The organism is Streptomyces sp. NPDC051218 (genome assembly GCF_044455475.1).
Lineage (GTDB): Bacteria > Actinomycetota > Actinomycetes > Streptomycetales > Streptomycetaceae > Streptomyces.
The window spans coordinates 116,180-130,158 of record NZ_JBITEU010000011.1 but is presented as its reverse complement, the minus strand read 5'-3'; the positions used below and the strand labels follow the sequence as shown (position 1 = coordinate 130,158).

Genomic DNA, 13,979 nt, shown 5'->3' with positions numbered 1-13,979 from the left:
ACGTCAGGCGTCCCTGCGCACCTCCACCACGCGGAAGCGGTTGGCCACGAAGGCGCCGTCGCACAGGGCGGCGTTCGCGGCGGGGTTGCCGCCCGAGCCGTGGAAGTCCGAGAAAGCCGCCGTCTGGTTCACATAGACGCCGCCCGTGAGGTTCAAGGAGAGCTGGGCGCACTCCTCCAGGCAGGTCTCCTCCACGGCGCCGGACACCTCCTCCGACGTCGTGTACGCGCCGACCGTCATGGCGCCCTTGTCGCGCACCGTGCGGCGCAGCAGTTCCACGGCGTCCGACGCCGAGTCGACCGCGACGGCGAACGAGACGGGGCCGAAGCACTCGTTCAGATAGACCGCCTCGGCGTCCGGCTTCGCGCCGTCCAGCTTGACGATGACGGGGGTGCGGACCACGGCGTCCGGGAACTCCGCGTTGCTGATCTCCCGTGAGGGGAGGGCCACTTCACCGAGCCCCGCCGCCGCTTCCAGGCCGGCCTTCACATCCGGGTTGACCAGGGCGCCGAGGATGCCGTTCGCACGGGCGTCGTCGCCGAGCAGGCCGTTCACCGACGCGGCGAGGTCGGACACCACGTCGTCGTACGTCTTCGCTCCGGCGTCCGTCGTGATGCCGTCCCGGGGGATAAGGAGGTTCTGCGGGGTCGTGCACATCTGGCCGCTGTACAGCGAAAGGGAGAAGGCGAGGTTGGCCAGCATTCCCTTGTAGTTGTCCGTCGAGTCGACGACGACCGTGTTCACGCCGGCCTTTTCCGTGTAGACCTGCGCCTGGCGGGCGTTGGCCTCCAGCCAGTCACCGAAGGCGGTCGACCCCGTGTAGTCGATGATCTTGATCTCGGGGCGGACGGCGAGGGTCTTGGCGATTCCTTCGTCCGGCCGCTCGGCGGCCAGGCACACCAGGTTCGGGTCGAAGCCCGCGTCGGCGAGGGCCTCGCGCGCGATGCGCACGGTCAGCGCGAGCGGGAGCACCGCGCGCGGGTGGGGCTTGACCAGCACTGGGTTGCCGGTGGCCAGGGAGGCGAACAGGCCGGGGTAGCCGTTCCACGTCGGGAAGGTGTTGCAGCCGATCAGGAGCGCGATGCCGCGGGCCACGGGCGTGAAACGCTTGTTCAGGCCGATCGGGTCGCGCTTGCCCTGGGGCTTGGACCACTCGGCGTTGTCGGGGGTGCGGGACTGCTCGACGTACGCATACGCCACCGCTTCGAGGCCGCGGTCCTGGGCGTGGGGCCCGCCAGCCTGGAAGGCCATCATGAAGGCCTGGCCGCTGGTGTGCATGACCGCGTGCGCCAGCTCGTGCGTGCGCGCGCTGACGCGCGACAGGATCTCCAGGCACACCATCGCGCGCACTTCCGCACCCGCCTCGCGCCAGGCGCGCATCCCGGCACGCATCGCAGGCAGCAGCGTGTCGATGTCCGGGTGGGGATAGGTGATGCCCAACTCGGGTCCGTACGGCGAGACTTCCGCGCCTGTCCAGTCGTCCGTGCCCGGCTGGTCGAGGTCGAAGCGGCTGCCCAGGAGAGCGTCGAAGGCGGCCTTGCCCTCGGGCAGGCTCAGGCTGCCGTTCTCTCCATAGGCCTTGGGGTGCTCGGGGTGCGGCGACCAGTACGCGCGCGTGCGGATCGTCTCCAGCGCCTGGTCGAGTGTGGGCCGGTGCGTGGCGATCAGCTGGTGCGCGGTGAGTTCGGCGGCCATAGGGGACCAACTCCTCGTCGAGCCGGCTCTTCGTCGAGCCGGCGAGCTGGGCAGGGCGGTGGGCAGGAACGGACAGACAGAGCTAGAGTAACCGAACGATCGGTCGGGACAAGGGGGTCCGCCGAACCTGTGGACAACTTCTCGCCGGGCACCCCGCACCCTCCGGCGGACACCTCGTGCGGGAGGATCGCGAGCATGACAGCACTCGAGCTCAGCAGCCCCGTTGCCGTGGTCGGCACCGGCACCATGGGGCAGGGCATCGCCCAGGTAGCCCTGCTGGCGGGCCACCCCGTGCGGCTGTACGACGCCGTCGACGGCCGGGCGAAGACCGCGGCCGCCGCCATCGCCACACGCCTCGACCGGCTCGTCGACAAGGGCAGGCTCACGGCCGCCGACCGGTCCGCCGCGGGGGACCGGCTCGCGCCGGTCGCCGGCCTCGCCGAGCTGGCCGGGTGCGGACTCGTCATCGAGGCGATCCTGGAGGAACTGTCCGTAAAGCAGCGCCTCTTCGAAGAGCTGGAAGAGATCGTCGCCGAGGACTGCCTCCTCGCCACGAACACGTCTTCCCTCTCCGCCACCGCCATCGCCGGCACGCTCAAGAAGCCCGGCCGCTTCGTCGGCCTGCACTTCTTCAACCCCGCACCGCTCCTCCCCCTCGTCGAGGTCGTCAGCGGGTTCGCGACCGAGGAAACGGCCACCACGCGCGCGTACGAGACGGCCCGGAGCTGGGGCAAGACGCCCGTACGCAGCGCGGACACCCCCGGCTTCATCGTCAACCGGATCGCCCGCCCCTTCTACGCCGAGGCGCTGCGCCTCCACGAGGAGCGGGCCGCCGACCCGGCCACCATCGACGCCGTCCTGCGCGAGTCCGGCGGCTTCAAGATGGGCCCCTTCGAACTGACCGACCTCATCGGCCAGGACGTGAACGAAGCCGTCACTCGCTCCGTGTGGGAGTCCTTTTTCCAGGACCCCAAGTTCACCCCGTCCCTCGCCCAGCGCCGCCTCGTCGAATCACGCCGCCTGGGCCGCAAGTCCGGGCAGGGCTGGTACGCCTACGGGGACGACGCCCCGCGCGCGGAGCCGCACACGGCGGCGCCCGCACCGGCCCCGGCGTCCGTCGCGGTGCACGGCGAGCTGTTTCAGGCGCACGCTCTTGCGGAGCTGATCGACGGCTCCGGGATCGACGTCGCGCACAAGGAACCCATCGACCCCGACTTCCCCGGCTGGATCGAACTGCCCAGCGGTGTGCGGCTCTTCCTGGCCGACGGTTCCGCCGCGGACGACGCCGAGGCGCCGGTGATCCACTTCGATCTGGCGCTCGACTACCGTTCCGCGACCCGGATCGCCCTGGCGCCCTCCGGGACGGTGAGCGCGGACCAGCTCCGCGAGGCGGTGGGCCTCTTCCAGGCGCTGGGCAAGAAGGTCAGCGTCGTCGCCGACGTCCCCGGGCTGATCGTGGCCCGTACCGTCGCCATGCTCGTCGACTTCGCCCAGGACGCCGTCGCGCGCGGTGTCGCCGACGGGCAGGACATCGACACGGCGATGCGCTTGGGCGTCAACTACCCGCGCGGGCCCCTCGCGTGGGGCGAGGAGCTCGGCGCGAACTGGGCCGCCGGCACCCTGGAACGCCTGCACCTGGAGTACCCCACCGGCCGCTACGCGCCGTCCCAGGCGCTACGCCGGGCGGCAGCGCGAGAGGACCACTTCGCATGACCACCACCAGGCGCGACACGTACACCCCGGACACCCTCCTGACGGTGGCGGTCCGGGTCTTCAACGAGCGCGGTTACGACGGCACGTCCATGGAGCACCTCTCCAAGGCGGCCGGCATCTCCAAGTCCTCGATCTACCACCACGTCTCCGGCAAGGAGGAATTGCTGCGCCGCGCGGTGAGCCGGGCGCTCGACGGGCTCTTCGGGATCCTCGCCGAGGACCACGCGCGCGTGGGCACCGCGGTGCAGCGCCTGGAGCACGTCACGCGCCGCACCGTCGAGGTGCTGATCGCGGAACTGCCCTATGTGACGCTGCTGCTGCGCGTGCGCGGCAACACCGACACCGAGCGGTGGGCCATGGAGCGGCGCAGGGAGTTCGACCAGCAGGTCGCCGATCTCCTCAAGGAGGCCGTCGCCGACGGTGACCTGCGCTCGGACATCGAGCTGCGCCTCGCCACCCGGCTGCTCTTCGGGATGATCAACTCCATCGTGGAGTGGTACCGCCCGGACGCCCGTGGTGCCTCGTCGGGCGAGCAGGTCGCCGACGCCGTCGTGCAGCTGGCCTTCGCGGGGCTGCGCAGCGGCGGCTGACAGGCGGCACGCACCCGGCTGACAGGGTCAGCTCTCCGGATTCAGGTCGTCCTCCTCGAAGACCAGCAACGTACGCGTGCTGAGTACTTCGGGGATGGACTGCAGCCGGGTGAGGACCAGTTCGCGCAGCGCGCGGTTGTCCGGCGTGTGCACCAGGAGCAGTACGTCGAAGTCGCCGCTGACCAGCGCGATGTGAGAGGCGCCCGGCAGCGTGCGCAGATGCTCGCGGACCGTGCGCCAGGTGTTCTGGACGATCTTGAGCGTGATGTAGGCGGACGCGCCCTGGCCTGCCCGCTCGTGGTTGATCCGGGCTCCGAAACCACGGATGACGCCGTCGTCGATGAGCCGGTTGATGCGTGCGTACGCGTTGGCCCGGGACACATGGACGCGCTCGGCCACGGACCGTATCGACGCACGACCGTCCGTGTGCAGGATGTGCAGGATGTCGCGGTCGATCGAGTCCAGCGGCCGGGGCAGGACCTCCCGGCGGTCGCCGGACCGGCTCTCGGGGCGATCGCTGTCGCTCCCGTCGGCCATTCGTTCAGATGCCATGTCCCCCCGCCTCCCTACCATGGACGTACTGCATCCATCCCAGGCTGTGCAGAACCGTTTGTCCACAGCCTGGAGGTGCCTGTAGCCAAAATGTGCCGACGACCGAACAATCGGTAGGTGAGGCGCCTCACATTGCCGCGCCTCTTTTGCCGCTCCCACGAGGAGACCGGTTCCACATGGAGGTGCCGACATGACGGTCATGGAGCAGCGGGGCGTCTACCGGCCCACCCCGCCACCCGCATGGCAGCCGAGGACCGATGCCGCGCCGCTGCTGCCCGACGCGGAGCCGTACCGCGTCCTGGGCACGGAAGCCGTCGGCAAGGCCGACGCGGAGCTCCTGGAGCGTCTGTACGCCCAGCTGGTGCGCGGACGGCGGTACAACACGCAGGCGACCGCCCTGACCAAGCAGGGCAGGCTCGCCGTCTACCCCTCCAGCACCGGTCAGGAAGCGTGCGAGGTGGCCGCCGCGCTCGTCCTCCAGGAGCAGGACTGGCTCTTCCCCAGCTACCGGGACACCCTCGCCGCGGTCGCCCGCGGCCTCGACCCCGTCCAGGCGCTGACCCTGCTGCGCGGCGACTGGCACACCGGCTACGACCCGCGTGAGTACCGCATAGCGCCCCTGTGCACCCCTCTCGCGACCCAGCTCCCGCACGCCGTGGGGCTCGCGCACGCCGCGCGCCTGAAGGGCGACGACGTGGTGGCGCTCGCCATGGTCGGCGACGGCGGCACCAGCGAGGGCGACTTCCACGAGGCACTGAACTTCGCCGCCGTCTGGCAGGCGCCCGTCGTCTTCCTGGTGCAGAACAACGGCTTTGCCATCTCCGTGCCGCTCGACAAGCAGACGGCCGCCCCGTCCCTGGCCCACAAGGCCGTCGGGTACGGAATGCCGGGACGCCTGGTGGACGGCAATGACGCGGCTGCGGTGCACGAGGTGCTGAGCGAAGCGGTCTCCCGCGCCCGCTCGGGCGGCGGTCCCACGCTCGTCGAAGCGGTGACGTACCGCATGGACGCCCACACGAACGCCGACGACGCCACGCGCTACCGCGGGGACGCCGAGGTCGAGGCCTGGCGCGCGCACGACCCGATCCTGCTCCTGGAGCGGGAGCTGACCGAGCGCGGCCTTCTCGACGAGGAGCGGATGCGGGCGGTCCGGGACGACGCCGAGGCCATGGCGGCCGACCTGCGGCAGGGCATGAACCAGGACCCCGAGCTCGACCCCATGGACCTCTTCAGCCATGTGTACGCCGAGCAGACCACCCAACTGCGAGAGCAGGCCGCCCAGCTGCGGGCCGAGCTCGAAGCGTCGGAAGACGGCACGGACGGCGAGGAGAACGCGCGATGAGCACGGTCGCGGCCGAACGGGCCGCCAAGAAGGCAGCCAAACCGGCCACCATGGCGCAGGCGCTCGGGCGCGCGCTGCGTGACTCCCTGGCCGAGGACCCGGCCGTACACGTCCTCGGAGAGGACGTCGGGGCGCTCGGCGGTGTCTTCAGGGTCACCGACGGACTCACCAAGGAGTTCGGCGAGGACCGCTGTACGGACACTCCGCTGGCCGAGGCGGGCATCCTGGGGACAGCCGTCGGCATGGCCATGTACGGGCTTCGGCCCGTCGTGGAGATGCAGTTCGACGCGTTCGCCTACCCCGCCTTCGAGCAGCTGATCTCCCACGTGGCGCGGATGCGCAACCGCACCCGGGGCGCGATGCCGCTGCCCATCACGGTGCGCGTGCCCTACGGCGGTGGCATCGGAGGCGTCGAGCACCACAGCGACTCCTCCGAGGCGTACTACATGGCGACTCCGGGGCTCCATGTCGTCACGCCTGCCACGGTCGCCGACGCCTACGGCCTGCTGCGGGCCTCGATCGCCTCCGACGACCCGGTCGTCTTCCTGGAGCCCAAGCGCCTCTACTGGTCCAAGGGCGACTGGAACCCGGACGCCCCCCAGAGCGTTGAACCGATAGGCAAGGCGGTGGTGCGGCGCCCCGGCCGCAGCGCCACGCTCCTCACGTACGGGCCGTCCGTGCCCGTCTGCCTGGAGGCGGCGGAGGCGGCCGTCGCCGAGGGGTGGGACCTCGAAGTCGTCGACCTGCGCTCCCTCGTTCCCTTCGACGACGAGACGGTGGCCGCCTCCGTGCAGCGGACCGGGCGCGCGGTCGTCGTGCACGAGTCCGGCGGTTTCGGCGGGCCCGGCGGGGAGATCGCCGCCCGCGTCACCGAGCGGTGCTTCCACCACATGGAGGCGCCGGTCCTGCGCGTCGCCGGGTTCGACATCCCCTATCCGCCGCCGATGCTCGAGCGGCATCATCTGCCGGGCGTGGACCGGATCCTGGACGCGGTCGCGCGGTTGCAGTGGGAGGCGGACAGCTGATGGCGCCCGGTCTGAATGTGAACAGCCTCGAGTTCAAGCTGCCGGATCTCGGCGAAGGACTCACGGAGGCGGAGATCACCCGCTGGCTCGTGCAGGTCGGCGATGTCGTCGCCGTGGACCAGCCCGTCGTCGAGGTGGAGACGGCCAAGGCGATGGTGGAGGTGCCCTGCCCGTACGGAGGCGTGGTGACCGCCCGCTTCGGTGAGGAGGGGACGGAACTGCCGGTGGGGGCTCCGCTGTTGACGGTCGCTGTCGGCGCCCCCGGCGGGGGTGGAGCCGCGGCTTTCGCCACGGCCACGGCCCCGGCTCCGGAAGAGCCCGCGGAGCGAGCCCTGCAGACGGCTGCCGCCGAGGAGTCCTCCGGCAACGTCCTGGTCGGGTACGGCACGGCCGCGGCGCCGGCGCGGCGCAGGAGGGTGCGGTCGGCGGGGTCGGTCACGAGGACGGGGTCGGTCACGAGGACGGGGTCGGTCACGAAGACCGCGCCTGTCGTGGAGGCGGCGCCGGTCGCGAAGGTAGCGCCGAAGCCTGCCGCGCAGCCTGTATCGCAGGTTCCGGTGGCCCACGAGCCCGCTGGGCCGTCCAGGGTCGCGAACGCGGGCACCACGCTGACGGACGGGGCTCCTCACCCGGACGGGCCGATACCGGTGATCTCACCCCTCGTACGCAAGCTGGCCCGCGAGAACGGGGTGCAGTTGCGGGAGTTGACGGGCACGGGCCCGGACGGGCTGATCATGCGGGCCGACGTGGAGGCCGCCATCGCGCCCGCGAGCACGAACGGGCACCCTTCGCCGACCACGACCACGACCACGACCACGACCACGACCACGACCGCCACCGCCGCCGCGGTGGACGCGCAGGCGCCGGTGACGGCGGGCCAGGAGACGCGCCTCGCCTCGGCAGGGGCGGAGGTCCGCTACCCGCTGACCGGCATCCGGGGTCTCGTCGCGGACAAGATGTCCCGCAGCAGGCGTGAGATACCGGAAGCCACCTGCTGGGTCGACGCCGACGCGACCGAACTGCTTGCCGCGCGCGCCGCGATGAACGCCTCCGTGAAGGAGGGAGGCGGGCAGAAGATCTCGCTGCTCGCGCTGTTCGCCCGCATCAGCGTGGCCGCGCTGGCGCGCTACCCCATGCTCAACTCCACCGTGGACATGGAGGCGCGCGAGGTGGTCCGGCTCGCCGACGTCCACCTCGGCTTCGCCGCGCAGACCGATCGTGGCCTGGTCGTCCCCGTGGTCCGGAACGCGAACACGCGGACCACCGAATCGGTCAACACCGAGCTGGTCCGGCTCACGGAGTCGGCGCGGGACGGGAAGCTGACGCCAGGGGAACTGACGGGCGGCACGTTCACGTTGAACAACTACGGGGTCTTCGGGGTCGACGGCTCCACGCCGATCATCAACCACCCCGAGGCGGCCATGCTGGGCGTTGGCCGCATCGTGCCCAAGCCATGGGTGCACCAGGGTGAGTTGGCGGTGCGGCACGTCGTGCAGCTCTCCCTCACCTTCGACCACCGGGTGTGCGACGGCGGCACGGCGGGCGGGTTCCTGCGGTTCGTGGCGGACTGCGTGGAGCAGCCTGCGGTTCTGCTGCGGGGAGTGTGAGGAGGCTCCGGGCAGTAGCGGGAGGCCCGGGGCAGTGGGGTGAGTCCTGGTGCGGTGATGTGAGACCCCGTACAGAGGGGTGGCATTGATCCTTCGTGCGCCCATACTCGGGGGATGACCGCGCAGAGGGCTCCGGGTGGCGCCGAATCCGCCGCATCGGACGCCGCCCCGACCGATCTCCCGCACGCCATTCCGCACGACATCTCGCACGACATTCCGCGCACTGCTTCGGCCGACGCCCCGACCGCCTCGCCGCGCGCCACCCCGTACGACGCCGTAGTGCTCGCGGGTGGTGGCGCCAGGCGGCTCGGCGGTGCGGACAAGCCGGGGCTGCGGGTCGGCGGCCGTGCGCTGCTCGACCGGGTGCTCGGCGCGTGTTCCGGCGCCGGGACCACCGTGGTCGTCGCCGAACCCCGGCCGACCGCCCGCCCTGTGGTGTGGGCGCGTGAGGAACCCGCGGGGGCGGGGCCGCTCGCCGCGCTCGACGCGGGGCTGCGGAGTACCGGGGCGGAGCACGTCGTGGTGCTCTCCGCCGATCTGCCGTTCCTGGAGGCGCGGACCGTGGACGCCCTGCTCGCCGCGCTGCGGGAGAGCGGTGCGGACGGTGCGGTGCTGAGGGACGCCGACGGCCGCGACCAGCCGCTGGTCGCCGCCTATCGCAGTGCTTCGCTGGAGCGCGAGACGCCGAAGCTCGCCGCCGAGCACGGCGGTCTGACGGGGCTTCCGCTGCGGGCGCTCACGGCGCGGCTCCAACTCACCCGGGTCACCGACGCCGTAGCGTCCTTCGACTGCGACACCTGGGATGACATCGCCGCCGCCAGGGCGCGTATCAGGGAGCATGGTCACGTGTTGGATGAATGGATTTCCGCAGTCAAGGACGAACTGGGCATCGAGCTCGACGTCGACACCGGCTTGCTGCTCGACCTCGCCCGCGACGCCGCGCACGGCGTGGCAAGGCCTGCGGCTCCGCTGACCACCTTCCTGGTGGGGTACGCGGCGGCGCGGGCCGCGGAGGGCGGTGGCCCCGAAGCCGTGGCCGACGCGGCCCGCAAGGCTGCGGCGCTGGCCACGCGGTGGGCGGAGGAGGGCGAGTCCGGCTCCGCGCCGGACGCGACGCCACCGCACACCGGCTCCGCGCCGGACGCGACGCCACCGCACATCGACTCCGCGCCGGACGCGACGCCACCGCACATCGACTCCGCAGCCGAAGCGACGCCACCCCACGCCCGCCCCGACCCGGGGCAGGATGCCAGGGACGACATGCGGCCGGACGCCGGATGAGTGGGCAGCCCACGCCGGATGCCGAGCTCGACGAGGCTCTAGCCCTGGTGAACGACGACCACGGCCGCAGGACCGGCAGGCGCCCCGTCGCCGAATCCGTAACCGGCGACCCTCGAAACAATCCAGGCACCTCAGGCCCCTCAGGCACCTCAAGCACCCCGGGCCCCTCGGGCGCACCAGATAGCGACACCGTGCCCCAGCCTCAGTCTGAACCCGAACCCACCCCGCAGGCCCCTCAGACGCCCCACACTCCCCAGCCCCCCCACCGCGACATCACCCCCTGGCCCGCCGCCCGCACCGCAGCCGCCCACGCCCCGCGGCCCGTGACCACCGCCTCCGCGCCCGACACCACCCCCACCGCCCCCCTGGGGCAAGCGCTCGGGCTCGTTCTTGGCGCGCCGCTTGTCGCCCTCACCGATCTGCCCTCCTTCGACACCTCCGCGATGGACGGCTGGGTCGTCGCCGGGCCTGGGCCCTGGGATGTTCGGGCCGAGGGGATTCTTGCCGGGCACGGGCGCCCGGAGCCGCTCTCCGACGGGGAAGCCGTGCGGATCGCGACCGGGGCGCGCGTCCCGCAGGAGGCCACCGCCGTCATCCGCAGCGAGCACGGCCTCATCGACGACAAGGGGCGGCTGCACCCCCGGCGTGACGTCACCCACGGGCAGGACATCCGGCCGCGCGGTCAGGAGTGCCGCTCCGGTGACCAACTCCTGCCGCCCGGCTCCCTGGTGACCCCGGCGGTGCTCGGGCTCGCGGCAGCCGCCGGGTACGACGAGCTGCCCGTGGTGCCGAGGCCCACGGCCGAAGTGCTGATCCTGGGCGATGAGTTGCTGACCGAGGGGCGCCCCCACGAGGGCCTCATCCGTGACGCGCTCGGCCCCATGCTGCCGCCCTGGCTGCGCTCGCTCGGCGCCGACGTCATCGCCGTACGCAGGCTCGGTGACGATGCCGAGGCGCTCCACCGGGCGATCACCACCTCCGCCGCCGACCTCGTCGTCACCACCGGCGGTACCGCATCCGGCCCGGTCGACCACGTCCACCCCATCCTGCGCCGCATCGGCGCCGAGCTTCTCGTGGACGGTGTCGCGGTGCGCCCGGGGCACCCCATGCTCCTCGCCCGCATCCGTCCCGACCAACACCTCGTCGGCCTGCCCGGCAACCCGCTCGCCGCGGTCTCCGGTCTGCTGACCCTGGCCGAGCCCCTGCTGCGTGCGCTCTCGCGGCGCCCCGCCCCGTCGGCGTACACCGCTGTTCTGCGCGAGGACGTGCACGGCCACCCGCACGACACCCGGCTCGTACCTGTGACGCTTCGTGCCGACCACGCGGTGCCCCTGCACTACAACGGCCCGGCGATGCTGCGGGGGATCGCCGTGGCGGACGGGCTCGCGGTCGTCCCGCCGGGAGGCGCGCGGCACGGTCAGGAAGTGGAGGTCCTCGACCTCCCGTGGACCGGGCCGGAGCTGCATACCGACACGGCCGGGGAGTGTTTCACGTGAAACTTCCCGGCCATGACGCCATTGCCCGCAATCCCGACGAGCACCTCGTCACCCACCGGATCAAGCTGCCGCGCCAAATCGTCGAGCGCCCCTTGCGGCAGGTGGCCAAGCGGCTCCTGATGGCGCTCGCGGTGCTCGCCCTGACGACCTTCATCGTCTGGATCGACCGCGCCGGCTATCACGACAACTCCGACAACAAGCTCGACTTCCTCGACGCCGCCTACTACTCCACCGTCACGCTCTCGACCACCGGATACGGCGACATCGTCCCGTACAGCGACAGCGCGCGGCTCTGCAACATTCTCCTGATCACACCGCTGCGCGTGCTCTTCCTGATCATCCTGGTCGGCACCACTCTCGAAGTGCTCACGGAACGTACGCGCGAGGAATGGCGTCTGAACCGCTGGAGGTCCAACTTGCGTGAACACACCGTCGTCGTCGGCTTCGGCACCAAGGGCCGCTCGGCGATCCAGACCGTCTGCGCGACCGGCCTCAAGCCCGAGCAGATCGTGGTGGTCGACCCGAGCGCGAAGGTCGTCGACGCCGCCACCGCCGAGGGGTACGCGGGCGTCATCGGCGATGCGACGCGCAGTGACGTGCTGCTCCGCGCCGAGGTGCAGCGCGCCCGGCAGATCATCATCGCGACCCAGCGCGACGACACCGCCGTCCTGGTCACGCTGACCGCCCGGCAGATGAACCGCGGGGCGAAGATCGTGGCCGCGGTGCGCGAGGAGGAGAACGCGCCGCTGCTCCGCCAGTCCGGCGCCGACGCGGTGATCACCAGCGCCAGTGCGGCGGGCAGGCTCCTCGGTCTCTCCGTGCTCAGCCCCAGCGCGGGCATGGTCATGGAGGATCTGATCCAGCAGGGCAGCGGGCTCGATCTCGTCGAGCGGCCGGTGATAAAGGCGGAGGTGGGCCTGGGGGTCCGGGAGACGGACGACCTGGTCGTCAGCGTCGTACGCGGGCACCGGGTGCTCGGTTACGACGATCCCGCCGTCGGGAAGCTGCAGTTGATGGACCGTCTGATCACCATCGTGCGAGCGACGAAGACGTCACCGATGGCGCCGGACGCCAAGTCGAGTCCGCCGCGCGGAGGTCTGCGCACGTAGTCGGACCGACGGGAATGGGCAGAGAGTAGCCTCGCCCGCATGCATGCGATCACGATCCCCGAAGCCGGTGGACCCGAAGCGCTCGTATGGGCCGAGGTCCCCGATCCCGTACCCGGCGAGGGTGAGGTGCTGGTCGACGTCGTCGCCAGCGCCGTGAACCGCGCCGACCTGCTCCAGCGCCAGGGCTTCTACAACCCGCCACCCGGATCGTCCCCCTACCCGGGGCTGGAGTGCGCGGGCCGCGTCACCGACATCGGTCCCGGCGTCTCGGGCTGGAAGATCGGCGACGAGGTGTGCGCGCTGCTCGCCGGCGGCGGCTACGCCGAGCAGGTCGTCGTCCCTGCCGGGCAGTTGCTGCCCGTGCCGGACGGCGTCGACCTCGTCACCGCGGCGGCGCTGCCCGAGGTGACGTCGACCGTCTGGTCCAACGTCTTCATGATTTCCCACCTCAGGCCCGGCGAGACGTTCCTCGTGCACGGCGGCTCCAGCGGTATCGGCACCATGGCGATCCAGCTGGCGAAGGCCGTCGGCGCCAGGGTGGCGGTCACGGCGGGCACCAAGGAGAAGCTCGACTTCTGCGGGGAGCTCGGCGCGGACATCCTCATCAACTACCGCGAGCAGGACTTCGTCGAGGAGATCAAGAAGGCCACGGACGGCGCGGGCGCGGACGTCATCCTCGACAACATGGGCGCCAAGTACCTGGACCGGAACGTGCAGACACTCGCCAGCAACGGCCGTCTCGCGATCATCGGCATGCAGGGCGGCGTCAAGGGCGAGCTGAACATCGCCACGCTCCTCGGCAAGCGGGCCGCCGTCACCGCGACCTCCCTGCGGGGCCGCCCCGCCGAGGAGAAGGCGGCGATCGTCGCGGCGGTGCGCGAACACGTGTGGCCGCTGATCACCACCGGACACGTACGGCCGATCGTCGACCGGACGGTGCCGATGAGCGACGCGGCGGCCGCCCATCGCGTACTGGAGGAGAGCTCGCACATCGGGAAGGTGCTGCTCGTCCGCTGAGCGCCTCGCTGGTCAAGATGCCGGAGTTGTGTCGCTGTGTAACTCTTTATGCAGCTTCAGTGATCTCTCTGGATCTTGATCTTGGCGACCCGGTAGCGGGAGGGAGTCAGCGCGGTGACTCCATGGCTTCGCCCCTTGGTGATGGTGATGGTGCTGATCGCCGTCTCCCCTGTCTCCCTCTCGTACGCGGCCGACCTTCCGTACGCGGCCGACTCCCTCCCGTACGCCGCCGAGCCCTCGCCCACGGCGACACGCGCCGGCAGCGCCCCCGGTGAAGGCCGGGCCAGGCCGGGCCGGGACGAACCCGCGCCGCCCACCGGGGTGTCCGTGCCGCCCCGCGAGCCGCCGCGTCAGCTCCCCACGCCGCCCCCCACCCCGCCCCCTGCCGTGCCGCCCCTCGGCGAGACGACCACCGCGTCCGACGCCACCCGGCGCACGGCTGCCGAACCCGTCCTGCCCGGACTTCGCGTCCTGCCGCTCGGCAGCGGCCTGGTCCTCATCGGCCTCGGTCTCGGGTTCTTCGCCGTCCGGCTGCGCCGCGGCTGACGCGGC

General features: G+C 71.6%; 12 protein-coding genes. 10 read left to right on the top strand and 2 right to left on the bottom strand.

Going from position 1 to position 13,979, the window contains the following annotated elements; all coding sequences use genetic code 11:
- Positions 1–3: 3 nt before the first annotated feature.
- A complete protein-coding gene (paaN, locus tag ACIBCK_RS30735) occupies positions 4–1,695 on the bottom strand; it encodes a phenylacetic acid degradation protein PaaN (RefSeq protein WP_399395546.1) in 1,692 nt (563 codons plus the stop codon).
- A gap of 195 nt (positions 1,696–1,890) precedes the next feature.
- On the opposite strand from paaN, the gene ACIBCK_RS30730 reads away from it, so the two are divergent.
- Entirely contained in the window at positions 1,891–3,408 is a 1,518-nt protein-coding gene (locus ACIBCK_RS30730; RefSeq protein ID WP_399395544.1) for a 3-hydroxyacyl-CoA dehydrogenase, read from the top strand.
- Entirely contained in the window at positions 3,405–3,998 is a 594-nt protein-coding gene (locus tag ACIBCK_RS30725) for a TetR/AcrR family transcriptional regulator (protein ID WP_399395541.1), read from the top strand. The genes ACIBCK_RS30730 and ACIBCK_RS30725 overlap by 4 nt, the downstream gene beginning before the upstream one ends.
- A gap of 27 nt (positions 3,999–4,025) precedes the next feature.
- Here ACIBCK_RS30725 and ACIBCK_RS30720 read toward each other — a convergent pair whose 3' ends face one another.
- Positions 4,026–4,550, bottom strand: a complete 525-nt coding sequence (locus ACIBCK_RS30720) for an Lrp/AsnC family transcriptional regulator (protein ID WP_399395539.1) — start codon at positions 4,548–4,550, stop codon at positions 4,026–4,028.
- Positions 4,551–4,740: 190 nt separating this feature from the next.
- Between ACIBCK_RS30720 and pdhA the strand changes: the two genes are divergently transcribed.
- From pdhA to ACIBCK_RS30680, 8 genes are all read left to right on the top strand, one after another.
- On the top strand, positions 4,741–5,892 hold the full coding sequence (gene pdhA / locus ACIBCK_RS30715; RefSeq protein WP_399395537.1) for a pyruvate dehydrogenase (acetyl-transferring) E1 component subunit alpha: 1,152 nt from the start codon (positions 4,741–4,743) through the stop codon (positions 5,890–5,892).
- Complete coding sequence (locus ACIBCK_RS30710; protein WP_399395535.1) at positions 5,889–6,917, top strand: alpha-ketoacid dehydrogenase subunit beta; 1,029 nt, start codon at positions 5,889–5,891, stop codon at positions 6,915–6,917. The genes pdhA and ACIBCK_RS30710 overlap by 4 nt, the downstream gene beginning before the upstream one ends.
- On the top strand, positions 6,917–8,524 hold the full coding sequence (locus ACIBCK_RS30705) for a dihydrolipoamide acetyltransferase family protein (protein WP_399395533.1): 1,608 nt from the start codon (positions 6,917–6,919) through the stop codon (positions 8,522–8,524). Before ACIBCK_RS30710 ends, ACIBCK_RS30705 begins: the two co-directional genes overlap by 1 nt.
- A 114-nt stretch (positions 8,525–8,638) precedes the next feature.
- Positions 8,639–9,805 carry an NTP transferase domain-containing protein gene (locus ACIBCK_RS30700; RefSeq protein WP_399395531.1) on the top strand — a complete coding sequence of 389 codons (1,167 nt, stop codon included), beginning with the start codon at positions 8,639–8,641 and terminating at the stop codon, positions 9,803–9,805.
- Positions 9,802–11,301 carry a molybdopterin molybdotransferase MoeA gene (locus tag ACIBCK_RS30695; RefSeq protein WP_399395529.1) on the top strand — a complete coding sequence of 500 codons (1,500 nt, stop codon included), beginning with the start codon at positions 9,802–9,804 and terminating at the stop codon, positions 11,299–11,301. The genes ACIBCK_RS30700 and ACIBCK_RS30695 overlap by 4 nt, the downstream gene beginning before the upstream one ends.
- Entirely contained in the window at positions 11,289–12,410 is a 1,122-nt protein-coding gene (locus tag ACIBCK_RS30690; RefSeq protein ID WP_399395527.1) for a potassium channel family protein, read from the top strand. Before ACIBCK_RS30695 ends, ACIBCK_RS30690 begins: the two co-directional genes overlap by 13 nt.
- 39 nt (positions 12,411–12,449) lie before the next feature.
- The gene (locus tag ACIBCK_RS30685; protein WP_399395526.1) at positions 12,450–13,427 is read left to right on the top strand and encodes an NAD(P)H-quinone oxidoreductase; all 978 of its coding nucleotides are present in this window, start codon (positions 12,450–12,452) and stop codon (positions 13,425–13,427) included.
- 114 nt (positions 13,428–13,541) lie between these two features.
- Positions 13,542–13,973, top strand: coding sequence for a hypothetical protein (locus ACIBCK_RS30680; RefSeq protein WP_399395524.1), 432 nt, complete (start codon positions 13,542–13,544; stop codon positions 13,971–13,973).
- The last annotated feature ends 6 nt before the right edge of the window (positions 13,974–13,979 follow it).

Bases quoted from the DNA above. Each gene is read 5' to 3' on its own strand.
- paaN (WP_399395546.1), bottom strand. From the start codon at position 1,695: ATGGCCGCCGAACTCACCGCGCACCAGCTGATCGCCACGCACCGGCCC.
- ACIBCK_RS30730 (WP_399395544.1), top strand. From the start codon at position 1,891: ATGACAGCACTCGAGCTCAGCAGCCCCGTTGCCGTGGTCGGCACCGGC.
- ACIBCK_RS30725 (WP_399395541.1), top strand. From the start codon at position 3,405: ATGACCACCACCAGGCGCGACACGTACACCCCGGACACCCTCCTGACG.
- ACIBCK_RS30720 (WP_399395539.1), bottom strand. From the start codon at position 4,550: ATGGCATCTGAACGAATGGCCGACGGGAGCGACAGCGATCGCCCCGAG.
- pdhA (WP_399395537.1), top strand. From the start codon at position 4,741: ATGACGGTCATGGAGCAGCGGGGCGTCTACCGGCCCACCCCGCCACCC.
- ACIBCK_RS30710 (WP_399395535.1), top strand. From the start codon at position 5,889: ATGAGCACGGTCGCGGCCGAACGGGCCGCCAAGAAGGCAGCCAAACCG.
- ACIBCK_RS30705 (WP_399395533.1), top strand. From the start codon at position 6,917: ATGGCGCCCGGTCTGAATGTGAACAGCCTCGAGTTCAAGCTGCCGGAT.
- ACIBCK_RS30700 (WP_399395531.1), top strand. From the start codon at position 8,639: ATGACCGCGCAGAGGGCTCCGGGTGGCGCCGAATCCGCCGCATCGGAC.
- ACIBCK_RS30695 (WP_399395529.1), top strand. From the start codon at position 9,802: ATGAGTGGGCAGCCCACGCCGGATGCCGAGCTCGACGAGGCTCTAGCC.
- ACIBCK_RS30685 (WP_399395526.1), top strand. From the start codon at position 12,450: ATGCATGCGATCACGATCCCCGAAGCCGGTGGACCCGAAGCGCTCGTA.